Annotated in this window: 10 protein-coding genes; 4 read left to right on the top strand and 6 right to left on the bottom strand. The window is 68.3% G+C overall.

Annotation, left to right across the window (positions count from 1 at the left end; genetic code table 11):
* Positions 1-59 precede the first annotated feature (59 nt).
* The 4 genes from ABZV40_RS45375 to ABZV40_RS45360 all read right to left on the bottom strand — a co-directional run bounded on the left by ABZV40_RS45375 (position 60) and on the right by ABZV40_RS45360 (position 3594).
* Complete coding sequence (locus ABZV40_RS45375) at positions 60-527, bottom strand: flavin reductase family protein (RefSeq protein WP_355456323.1); 468 nt, start codon at positions 525-527, stop codon at positions 60-62.
* Positions 524-1003, bottom strand: coding sequence for an NAD(P)H-dependent oxidoreductase (locus ABZV40_RS45370; protein ID WP_355456322.1), 480 nt, complete (start codon positions 1001-1003; stop codon positions 524-526). Before ABZV40_RS45370 ends, ABZV40_RS45375 begins: the two co-directional genes overlap by 4 nt.
* A 55-nt stretch (positions 1004-1058) precedes the next feature.
* Positions 1059-1862: a serine protease gene (locus tag ABZV40_RS45365; RefSeq protein ID WP_355456321.1), complete on the bottom strand. Its 804-nt coding sequence runs from the start codon at positions 1860-1862 to the stop codon at positions 1059-1061.
* Between the two features lie 76 nt (positions 1863-1938).
* Complete coding sequence (locus ABZV40_RS45360; protein WP_355456320.1) at positions 1939-3594, bottom strand: FAD-binding dehydrogenase; 1656 nt, start codon at positions 3592-3594, stop codon at positions 1939-1941.
* Positions 3595-3666: 72 nt separating this feature from the next.
* On the opposite strand from ABZV40_RS45360, the gene ABZV40_RS45355 reads away from it, so the two are divergent.
* Positions 3667-4095: a cupin domain-containing protein gene (locus ABZV40_RS45355; RefSeq protein ID WP_355456319.1), complete on the top strand. Its 429-nt coding sequence runs from the start codon at positions 3667-3669 to the stop codon at positions 4093-4095.
* 355 nt (positions 4096-4450) lie between these two features.
* Complete coding sequence (locus ABZV40_RS45350) at positions 4451-4894, top strand: DUF6098 family protein (protein WP_355456318.1); 444 nt, start codon at positions 4451-4453, stop codon at positions 4892-4894.
* Here ABZV40_RS45350 and ABZV40_RS45345 read toward each other — a convergent pair.
* Positions 4878-5567: a hypothetical protein gene (locus tag ABZV40_RS45345; RefSeq protein ID WP_355456317.1), complete on the bottom strand. Its 690-nt coding sequence runs from the start codon at positions 5565-5567 to the stop codon at positions 4878-4880. The genes ABZV40_RS45350 and ABZV40_RS45345 overlap by 17 nt on opposite strands.
* Before the next feature lie 27 nt (positions 5568-5594).
* Complete coding sequence (locus ABZV40_RS45340) at positions 5595-7487, bottom strand: tetratricopeptide repeat protein (protein ID WP_355456316.1); 1893 nt, start codon at positions 7485-7487, stop codon at positions 5595-5597.
* Between the two features lie 33 nt (positions 7488-7520).
* Here ABZV40_RS45340 and ABZV40_RS45335 point away from each other — a divergent pair, with 33 nt between their 5' ends.
* Together ABZV40_RS45335 and ABZV40_RS45330 are read left to right on the top strand one after the other, a co-directional pair.
* On the top strand, positions 7521-8045 hold the full coding sequence (locus ABZV40_RS45335; protein ID WP_355456315.1) for a hypothetical protein: 525 nt from the start codon (positions 7521-7523) through the stop codon (positions 8043-8045).
* Between the two features lie 247 nt (positions 8046-8292).
* Positions 8293-11526: a S8 family serine peptidase gene (locus tag ABZV40_RS45330; RefSeq protein ID WP_355456314.1), complete on the top strand. Its 3234-nt coding sequence runs from the start codon at positions 8293-8295 to the stop codon at positions 11524-11526.
* The last annotated feature ends 121 nt before the right edge of the window (positions 11527-11647 follow it).

The raw sequence follows: 11647 nt of genomic DNA, 5'->3' as shown, positions 1-11647 counted from the left end.
GCGCCTTCATCCACGTCAGGTGGATGAAGGCGCCCTTCATCGACAGCAGGCGTGCCGCGCTAGGCGACTGAGGTGTAGCGCCCCTGGTGCCGCACCAGGGGCGCGGCGATGTCCGAGTGCGTGATGTCCAGCGGTTCGCCGACGAGCGCGATGTGGTCGCCGACCGCGATCCTTCGCGCGGTCCGGCACCGCAGCCGCACCGGCGCGTCCAGGAGCAGCGGCACGCCGTCCTCGTCCGGCCGCCAGCGGGTCCCGGGCCCGAACCGGTCGACGTTCTTGGTGGCGAACAGGTCCGCGAGCCCGGTCTGCGCCGCGTCCAGCAGGTGCACGGCGAACAGCGGCGCGGTCCGCAGCACCGGCCACACCGATGCGCCCTCACCGATCCACACGACCACCAGCGGCGGTTCGAAACTGGCCGAGGTGAAGGAGGACACCGTCGTGCCCACCGGCCCGTCAGCCCCATGAGCCGTGACGATCGTGACGGCCTGAGCGTGGTGCCTCAACGCGTTGCGCAGCTGTTCCTTCATCGCAGCACCTTCAGCGCGTCCAGGTCGAAGTCCGTCACGTCGGCGGGCAGCGAGGCCTCGTTGAGGAACAACGCCTGCGGCACCACGGCACCCAGCTCGGCCAGCACCGGCCGCAGGTGCACCTCGACGGCCAGCGCGTGCTTGTCCGACGCGGCGATCTGCAGCGGCACGACCACCTTGCCGCGCAACCACCCGGACGGCGCCTGGTCCAGCACGGCCTTCAACAGCCCGGTGTACGCGGCCTTGTACGTGGGTGTCGCGACCACCAGCACATCGGCCTGGCCCAGCGTCTCCAACGCGGCCTTGATCGTGTCCGGTTCCGTGAACACGGCGGCCGCCAGCGTCGCCGCGTCCACCACCGGGCCCTCGACGGGCACGCCGAGCGTCGAGGCGAGGGCCTCGCGCAGGGCCAGGGCCGCCTGCAACGTGCGCGAGGCGGGCCGCGGGTTGCCGACCAGAACACCGATCTGCGTCATGCGTCCAGCACAGCCGCAAGCCGGGGGACCGTCAACCCGCGTCCACCACGCGGGATCAGTGCGAAATCTCTTTCGCGACCCACGAGTTGATGGCATCGACCCGCGCGTAGATCGCCGGTGTGTTCGGCCGCGCGCAGCCGTCGCCCTTCGAGACGAGACCGATCAGCTTGCCACCCGCGACGAACGGTCCGCCGGAGTCACCGTTGCACGCGTCGATGCCGCCCTTCATCACCGCGGCGCACATCATCGAGCGGTTCTCGTAGAAGTCGTTGCCCTCGTCGTCCTTGCCCCAGTACGCGCGGCACGTCTCGTCGTCGAGGACCGGGATCGACGCCTTCATGAGATAACCGTTGGTGCTGCCGCCTTCCTTGACCGCACCCCAGCCCATCACGGTGGCCGACTTGCCGGGTGCGTACAGGTGCCGGTCGGCCGTGCCGGCCATCCTGATCGGCTTCTGCTTGAGCGACCGGTCGAGCGTGAGCACCGCCGAGTCGAACGAGATGCCGTCGTACTTGGGGTTGATGACGATCCTGGTGAGCTTGGCGACGACGCCCTCGTCGACGCTGTGGACGTTCTCCCGTCCCGCCACGACCACGCGCTTGTCGAGCGGGATCGGCTTCGGCCCCGTCACGCCCTCGTCCACGCAGTGCGCGGCGGTGAGGATCTTGTCCGGCGCCACGACCACACCGGTGCAGAACGGGAGTCGCGTGTCGCTCGTCGGTGCCAGGTACACCGCGAACGGGTTGTCCTCGATGGACGCTCGCGTGCCGCCGACCACCTGGGCGGACGGATCCGCGACCGCCGTGCCCGCCGCCGTCAGCGCGAGCAGGACTGCCGCGATTCCACCTCGTAAAAGCATTCGCCGTTCCTTCCGCGGGGAACTTCGTTACGCGGCAAGGAACGGCGAACGATCCGTCTCAGTTCGGCGTCGTAACTTAGGAAACGGCGTCGGCCGCCGAACGTCCGGCGACGCGCCCGGAGAACAGGCAGCCGCCGAGGAACGTTCCTTCCAGCGCGCGGTAGCCGTGCACACCGCCACCACCGAAACCGGCGGCCTCACCGGCGGCGTAGAGCCCCGGCAACGGCCGGCCGGACGCGTCGAGCACCCGCGACGACAGGTCGGTGTGCAGGCCTCCCAGCGTCTTGCGGGTGATCACCGACAACCGCACGGCGATCAGCGGACCGGCCTTGGGGTCGAGCAACCGGTGTGGCTCGACCACGCGGATCAGCTTGTCGGTCAGGAAGTGCCGCGCTGCGCGGATCGCGTTGACCTGCATGTCCTTGCCCAGGCCGGAAGTCACCTGACGGTCGCGCTCGACGATGATCTTCTCCAGCGCGGCGGCGTCGATGCGGTCGTCCCCGGTCAGCGCGTTCATGCCGCGCGCCAGGTCCGCGACGGTCCCGGCCTGGATGAACTCCGCGGACTTCCGCGCGAACGCCTCGACCGGTGCCACCGCGCCCGGCAGTGCGCGCTTGAGCACCGCGCGGGTGTCCTTGCCGGTCAGGTCCGGGTTCTGCTCGGAGCCCGACAGCGCGAACTCCTTGCCGATGATCTTCTTGTTCAGCACGAACCACGAGTGCTCGTGGCCGTGCGTCGTGATGTGCTGCAACGACCCCAGCGCGTCGAAGCCGGGGAACAGCGGGATCGGCAGCCGATTGCCGTCCGCGTCGAGCCACAGCGGCGACGGGCCGGGCAGGATGCGGATGCCGTGCCTGCTCCACACCGGCGCGTAGTTCGCGATGCCCTCGGGGTAGTGCCACATGCGGTCGGCGTTGATGATCGACGCGCCCGCCTTCTGCGCGACCTCCATCATGTGCCCGTCCACGAAGTCCGGCACACCGGAGAGCATGAACTTCGGCGGCGTGCCCATCCGCTCGGGCCAGTTCCTCCGCACCAGGTCGTGGTTGCCGCCGATGCCGCCGGACGTGACGATCACGGCCTGAGCCGAGAGCGAGAAGTCGCCGGCGACCGTGCGCGAGCTGGGTTCGGCACGGCCGACGGACGAAGGCTCCAGCACCTCGCCGGAAACCCCGTCGCACACGCCGTTGGAGACGTTGAGGTGGGTGACCCGGTGCCGGAACTTCAGCGTGACGAGCCCCTTGGCCACGCCCTCCCGCACCCGGCGCTCGAACGGCTCGACGACACCGGGCCCGGTGCCCCAGGTGACGTGGAACCGCGGCACCGAGTTGCCGTGCCCGTTGGCCAGGTAGCCGCCGCGCTCGGCCCACTGGACGAACGGGAACCAGCGCATCCCCATGTTGTGCAGCCACGCGCGTTTCTCGCCACTCGCGAAGTCCACATAGGCCTGTGCCCACAGCCGCGGCCAGTGGTCGCTGTCCCGGTCGAACGCGGCCGAGCCCATCCAGTCCTGCAGCGCGAGGTCGTGCGAGTCCTTGACCCGCAGCCTGCGCTGCTCGGGGGTGTCCACCATGAACAACCCGCCGAACGACCACCAGGCCTGACCGCCGAGCGTCGCCTCCGGCTCCTGGTCCAGGAGAATGACCTTGCGACCCGCGTCCGCGAGCTCTGCGGTCGCGACGAGACCTGCGAGGCCCGCGCCGACGACGATGACATCCGCGTCATGTGCCATCGACCGAGTCTAGGTCCACCGCTGGTCACGCACGAGACCTGAATTTCGTTCACTTTCTGGGGAGTGGCTCACATGACCTTCCGACCGGCTTCCGAGGTGGGCTTCAGCACGAAGACCGCCCGTTTCGTGGCACCCGGATCGGTGACGAACGGTGAGTTCGGCCTGTTCGAGTGGCGCATGGACGCCCACCAGCCGGGCCCGCGCCCGCACTTCCACAAGACCTTCTCCGAATCGTTCTACGTGCTCGAAGGCGAGATCTCGCTGTACGACGGCGACGAGTGGATCAAGGGCGGCGAGGGCGACTTCCTGTACGTGCCGCCGAACCGGCCGCACGCGTTCCGCAACGACAGCGACGCGCCCGTCCGGATGCTGATCCTGTTCTCGCCCGGCATCGCCCGCGAGAACTACTTCCTGGAGCTCGGGGACGCCAAGAACCTCGGACCGGAGGAGCTCCGGGCGTTCTACGAGCGCCACGACCAGTACAACCTGCCTGAGTGCTGATGCCGCCCGTGAGGTCGATGAAGGGCTCCTTCATCCACGTGAGGTGGATGAAGGAGCCCTTCACCGGCCAAAGCGGTGGTCTGGACTGAGGGTGCCGCCGACCGCCACGCCCGGTGAGGGGGGTTTCCGGTGTGCCGGCCGACGGCGGGTTGACCGCGGCGCGAGCACGCGACGCCTGCGGAAGGGCTTTTCCGACCTGGGGGTGTCGGATCGCCCCGGCGAGCAGCTCGAGCGCTCGCGGCCAACCACATCGTTGAACGTACAACCGGAGCGTGGTGTTCCGGTCGGCCTTCACTGTGACCGGGCTCAATTCCTTCAGGTTCCCTTCAGGTTGGACCGGGGTATGTCACCTCATGTGACGGATGAGCTGCCCACGATCACCAACCTCGCCGACCTGGTCGGCCTTCTGGGTGACGACGTCTACGTGCGCTGGTCGAAGGGCCCGGACGCGGACGCCGCCTCGACGTCACGCGACTCGCTGACCGGCGTGGACCTGCCCGGCCTGTCCGCGAGCCCGTTGCGCATCGAGCCGTGGTGGGGCGACCGCTCCCACGAGCTGTGGGTCGCGCGCCGGCTGTACGACTACCGCCACCTGCGTGACCTGCGCGGCCCCGACGTTCGCGCGTGGGTGTTGCGCGGCGAGGAGGTGGGCCGCGGCCCGGACAACGAACCCCTGGTCCGCTGCCTGGAGCCGCTGGCGTGGGTGGCCGACGAGGCGTTGGCCGAGTGCTCGAAGCTGGTCGACGCCCAGCACTCCGAAGAGTGGGGCCCGCTCGACCGGTCTAGCTCAGATCGCTGAGCTTGCGTTCCGCGGCCTTGCGGGCCTTCTCCGCGGCCGCCGTGACCCGCTTGGCGTCCTCCAGCCGTTCCGCGGCCCGGTCGAACGCCCGCTGCGCCGCCAGCTGGTCGGCCTGCGCCTCCCCGAGAGCCTGCTCGGCCTCGTCCAGCGCCTGCTGCGCCTCCGCGCGCTTGCGCTCCTGCCGTTCCCTGCGCTTGCGGGCCAGCGCGTCCTCACCGTCGCTCGGCGCGGGTTCGGGCACCGGCAGCGCGAACCCGAACCCGGAGTACTCCAGCGCCTTCGTGAGGTGCCCGGCACGCACCTGCTCGGCCGACTCGGGGTCGGACATCGCGGCCGTCAGCGTGTTGCGCACCTGCGTGACGGCGTCGTCCGCGAGCGGCCCCGTCAGCTCCAGCGTGCGGTAGACCAGCGTCTCCAGCAGCTCCTTGCGCTTGCGACCCAGCTCGCGCATGGTCAGCTGCGCCGTGGACAGCCCCAGCGCCTCCTCGAGGCCCTCCGGCGCGTCCCGCACCAGCCGGTTCACCGCCCACGCGCCCACGGTCGGCTTGCGCAGGTCGGCGATGGCCTTCGCGACGTCCTTGTCGTCTGCCTGCTTGGCGGCGGCGTTGCGGGCCGCGGTGAACTCCTTCGGGGGCAGCCCGTAGAGCTCGTCGGCGACCAGCTTGAGGTCCATGCGCGCAAGGTAGCGCCTGATCAGCCGTCAGTCCTGCTGAATCGACTCAAGCGCCGCTTCCAGCATCGCGGTGACCACGTTGCCGTCACCGTGCTGCGTCAGGGCGGTCACCAGCGCGCTTTCCAGCATGGACCTGGCCCGCTCCGCCTGGCCGCTGACGAAGAGGGCCATTCCGAGCTTGGCCACCCCCACGAGAGTGAGTGGATGATCGGGGCCGAAGGTCTCCTGATACGCGGTCCACGCTCGCTCGTGGACCAGCAGCGCATCCTGGTGACGACCCGACATGCCGTAGGCGTCACCGAGCGCCGAGAGGGTGTCGATCGTCGTGCTGTCCCGCGCTCGTTCGGCCGGTTGCTTCTGGATGATGTCCTCAAGAACCGCGACTGCCTCTTCCGCTCGTTCGGCCTCCAAGTACACCTGTGCGAGATCGAACAGCGCTTGTTCACAATCCGCGTCGCTCAGCGGCTGATCCCGCCACTGCTCCATCGCTTGTTCGAGCACGGCAATGGCCTCGTCGGTCCTGGCGAGTGTGCGGTAGCACCGGCTCAGCATCAGCACCGTGGTGAGCGTGACCGGCTTCTCCTCGCCGAGCTTCGTCCGCAGCTCGTTCACCAGTGTCTCCGCCCCGGCTCCCCCTGCGAAGGCTACGGCCTGCCGTGCGTTGTGCACCAGCGGATGGTCGTCGCCGAGACAAGCGATGGCGTTCTGGTAGGTCGTCTCCACGAGGGCGGCTGCGAGTGAGAGGTATCCGTGCCTTCCCAGGAAGGTCACTTCCCACAGTCGCAACGCTATCGCCGGTTCGGCCACCTCCAGTGGGCTCGCTGGATAGACGTGCGGCCACAAGGCCTCGATCTGACGGACCAGTTCGTAGCTGATCTGGCGCTGTTTCCAGAGGTCGTTGCCGACCAGGCTGATTCGGTACGTGAGGAGGCCGATCGCGTCCAACACCGCGTCCCCGCCCTGGCTGCGGTCGCGGATCACGCGCTGGACCAACCGGTGCATGATCACAGACGAGTCGCCGGCGAACTCCACCAGTGACGCGTCGTGCAGTGCGACCAACTCGTCGTCAACCTCATCGCCCAGGATCTCCCTGGACACGCCGTCCGGGGACAGCACGGACAGCACTCCCATGACTTTGTTGTCCTGGAATGGTTCCAGCGCCATCAGGATCGCGGTGGCCGCGCCGAGCGGATACGGGTCGCCGTCCCGTCGGCTCAGCTGCTTCTCGGCCGGGAACTTCCGGAAGTTCTCCAGATACTTCGCGAAGTTCCAGCGGGCGGCCCTGATCCGTGCTGCGGCCTGTGCGAGAGCCAGCGGCAGATACCCGACCTCGGCAGCGAGCTCAGCGGCCAGCGGGTCGTCGAGCCCGGTGGCGTCGCGCAGGAACTGCAGTGCGGTCTCGGGGGAGAACACCTCCACCGGAACCTCGTCACCGATCTGCGACCCCCGCGAGGTACTGGTGATCACGACCTGAGCGGGTCCGACGGACGGCAGATACGGCTTGATCGCGTCCAGCGACACCACGTTGTCGAACACCAGCAACGCCGGTCCGGAACGGGTCTGCAGATGGTTGCGCACACGTGCGGCGATGATCTCCGGGCTGTCTTCTGGCTGGTAGAGCCCAAGTCTGTCGGCGAGTTCGACCAACCCTGCCCTGATCTGGTCGGGCGTTTCCGCACCGATCCACGCCACCAGCCACCCGTCGAGCACCCGCTGCCGAGCGAGGGCGGCCGCGACCTGCGTCTTGCCCACGCCGCGCGGCCCCGTCAGCACGCAGACCGGCGAACTCAACAACGCGAGGGCGGGAGGCGTTTGGAAGTTGGGAGGTTCGTGCGGGATCAGTCCGGTGACGACCTGGTCGGCAGGCACCGCGGGCAGGCCTCGGAACGAGGCCGACAGCGGCAGATCCTGGTTTCGCACCGAACAATGCTAAGTGGTACACAGGATGGGGAGATGCACACCAGGTGGAGATGGGTCCTCGTCGGGCTCGGCGGGGCAGTGGCCGCCGCCGGACCGATCGCGATGGCGGACGGCCCCTGGTACGCCTACTTCTTCGGCGGCCTGTGGTTCCTGATGGGCGGCACGGTCGCGTGGCGCAGCTTCCGCATGGGCACGAAGCTGACGGCGGAAGGCATCGCGTCGAACAGTCTCGACCGGCAGGTGACCATTCAGTGGTGTGACATCCAGGCGATCGAACCTCACCGCCGGCGCAACCTGGTCTTCTTCCACACCATCGCGCCGATTGTCAGGTCGCGTCACGGCAAAGAGACGCTGACCGAGCTGAGCCTGCTCTCGATCAAAAAGGACGTCGTGCCCGAACGCACGGGGCGTCAGGTGGCCGAGTTGCAAAATGCATTGCGCCACCATCGCGCGAACTGCGCGGCCTGTGGTGCACAGCAGAAAGTGCTCACGACCGGCCACGGCATCCTGGGACGACTGTGGTCGCGACTGCGCTCAAGACATCGCGCCAACTCGTGATCCTGTTACGCGCCAACGCCGTTCACTTTTGACACCACCCTTGACATTCCCCTCCATCAGCCCTTGACTGGAGGTGAACTGCTTGTTCTAAAGCCCAATCGGAACGCGCAGCACCAAAAGTGTGCCCGGGCAAGCCGCTGAACAGTCCAATGTGGATCCGCGAAATGGTCCGGGAAGACTATTGTCCTTCGCGAGGCGAAGAGATGTGCTTCGGAGCACTCTTTACCCCACGAAGGGCACATGCGCCGTGAAGAACTGGAGACGCCGCACCGGAACGGTCTTGCTGACCGCGGTGCTGGGCACTGCCGGGCTCGGCTTCGCCGCCACCCCCGTTATCGCGCAGAACGCCGCGCAGCAGGACAAGCCGGCCGCCGACAAGCAGCTGGACAAGCGGGACCGCGAGCTCGTCGACCAGGCCGCCCGTGAGGGCAAGCCGACCGTCGACCTGCTGGTGGCCGCCGAGAGCGGCAAGACCGACGCCGCCGTCAGTGAACTGAAGTCGCTCGGCGCCACGGTCCAGAAGACCGAGAAGGACGTCGACTACGTCAAGGTCAGCATCCCGCGCGAGAACGCGGAGAAGGCGGCCAAGCTGAAGTCCGTCAGCACGGTGGACGTGGACGGCCTCATCCAGCTCGACGACCCGCGCCCGGACGGTTCGCAAGCGCCGGCCCCGCAGACGCCGCCGAGCTCGACGACGCCGCGCACCAACCCGTACATGCCGACGCAGGACACGCAGGCGGCGCAGTTCGCCACCGCGCACCCGAAGTGGGACGGCCGCGGCACGACGATCGCCATCATCGACTCCGGCATCGACCTGGACACGCCCGCGCTGCAGACGACCACCACCGGTGAGCGCAAGATCATCGACTGGTACAACGCGAACGCCACGAACTCCGGTGACGGCACCTGGGTCGCCATGACCAAGACCGGCACCGTCGGCAAGTTCACCAACGGTGGCCGCGAGTGGACCGCACCGTCGACCGGTGGCCCCTACTCGTTCGGTCTCTTCCGCGAGACCGCGCAGGACCTCGGCCAGGCCGGCAGCGAGACCGGCGGTGACATCAACCGCGACGGCGACCGCACCGACTCTTTCGGTGTGCTGCAGGACATCACGACGAAGGAAGTCTTCGTCGACACCGACGGTGACGGCGACTTCACCAACAACAAGCGGATGCTCGACTACAAGGTCAAGCAGGACTTCGGTTTCTTCGGCACCGACAACCCCGCGACCGCAGTGGTCGAGCGGATGGCGTTCGTCGTGCAGACCGACCGCTCGATCTACGACAACCAGGGCACGCCGTACGTCAACCTGGGCATCGCGGGCGCCGCGCACGGCACCCACGTCGCCGGCATCACCGCCGCGAACAAGCTGTTCGACGGCAAGATGGCCGGTGCCGCCCCCGGTGCGAAGCTGATGGCGGTCAAGGCCTGCCTCACCTCGTCGTCCTGCACCAGCTCCGGCCTCATCGACGGTGTCCTCTACGCCGCGCGCAACGGCGCCGACGTCGTGAACATCTCCATCGGTGGCCTGCCCGCTCTCAACGACGGCAACAACGCCCGTGCGGAGCTCTACAACCGCACGATCAACGAGTACAACGTCCAGCTGTTCATCTCGGCGGGCAACTCGGGTGCGGGCGCCAACACCGTCGGTGACCCGTCGGTCGCCACCGACGCGGTGAGCGTCGGCTCGTACATCACCAGCCAGACCTGGCTCTCCAACTACGGTTCGACGACCGCGCAGAAGCAGGGCCTGCACGGCTTCTCGTCGCGCGGCCCGCGTGAGGACGGCGGCTTCAAGCCGAACATCGTCGCGCCGGGTTCGGCCATCTCCACCACGCCGCGCTGGCAGCCGGGTGGCCCGGTGGCGGGCACCTACGCCCTCCCGCCCGGCTACTCGATGTTCAACGGCACCTCGATGGCCGCCCCGCAGGCGACCGGTGCCGCCGCGCTGCTCGTGAGCGCGTTCAAGGCCGAGCACAACGGCCGCAAGCCGACCAGCGCCGAGCTGCGCTACGCGATCCAGCGCAGTGCCAAGTGGGTCGACACGCTCGGCGCCTACGAGCAGGGTGCCGGTCTGTTCAACACCAACGCCGCGTGGGCGTTGCTGGACAAGCACTCCGAGCCCAACCAGATCAAGACGTCGGTCCAGGTCAACACCGTCCTCAGCGGACTGCTGGCCACCCCGAACACCGGTGTCGGCATCCACGACCGCGAAGGCGTGTCCGTGGGCCAGGAGTACACCCGCACCTACACGCTGACCCGCACCTCGGGCGACGACCACGACACCCACAACGTGACGTGGAAGGGCAACGACGGCACGTTCAAGTCGGACCGGACCGTCAACCTGCCGCTGAACACCCCGGTGCAGTTCACGGTTCGGGTCAAGCCCAAGACCGCCGGCGTGCACAGCGCCATCCTGCAGATCGACAACCCGGAGACGCCCGGCATCGACTCGCAGACCCTGAACACCGTGTTCGCGGCCGAGAAGTTCAGCGCCGCCAACCAGTTCTCGGTCACCAAGTCGGGCACGATCGCGCGCAACCAGTCGACCAGCCTCTTCGTGAACGTGCCGAAGGGCACGACCGCGCTGAAGGTCGACATGACCGCCGGTGGTGAGGCCGGCAAGGGCCAGGTCCGCTTCCTGCGCTTCACCCCGCAGGGCGTCGGGTTCGACTCCAACGCCTCGACCAGCTGCTACAACCCGGACACAGGTGCCGGTTGTGCCGGTGGCACGCCCACCAGCCGCACGGTGACCAGCCCGATGGCCGGTGTGTGGGAGATCGTGATCGAGGCGCGCCGCACCTCCGACGCCGACGAGGCGCCGTACTCGGTGACCGCGTCCGTGCTCGGCACGTCGATCAGCCCGAACCCGGACGTCATCGCGTCCGCGGCGCTGAACACCCCGCTGAACCGCAACTACACCGTCACGAACACGCAGGCCGCGTTCAACGGCCGGCTCGTGGCCGGTTCGGTCGGCAGCGCCGTGACGGCCCGTCCGAAGATCGCGAACCTGGAGACCAAGTTCTTCGACATCCAGGTCAAGCCGGGTGCGTCGCGGCTCACCGCCACCATCGGCAACCCGTCCGACCAGGCGGCCGACCTCGACCTGTACCTGCTCAACTGCACGTCCGGCACGTGCGTGGTCGCAGGTCAGTCGGCTGACGGCGACTCCGAGGAGTCGGCGACGGTCGCCAACCCGGCCGCCGGCCTGTGGCGCGTCCAGATCGACGGCTTCGCGGTGCCCCAGGGCACCACGGAGTACGACTACTTCGACGCGTTCGTCGCTCCCGGCCTCGGCACGCTGAGCGTGACCGACAGCAACGCCGACCACGCCGCCGGTTCGGCCTGGAACGCCGCGGGCGTCATCACGCCGCTCGGCGATCCGGGTGCGGGCCGCGTGCTGCGCGGTGAGCTCGAGGTGCGCACGTCGGACGAGAACGTCGTCGGCAACGGCGCCGTGATCATCCAGTCCGTCAGCTAGTTGAAACGATGAACGGCTCTTTTGTTCACCTGGTGTTTTAACCAGGGGTGAGTTCCTTGGGGCGGGTCGCCGCGTCAGCGGCGGCCCGTTTCTTGTTGTGTGTCTTGGGTTTGGGTGAGCT

The organism is Lentzea sp. NPDC004782, from assembly GCF_040609115.1.
Taxonomy (GTDB): domain Bacteria; phylum Actinomycetota; class Actinomycetes; order Mycobacteriales; family Pseudonocardiaceae; genus Lentzea.
This window is presented reverse-complemented; position numbering and strand designations above follow the sequence as displayed.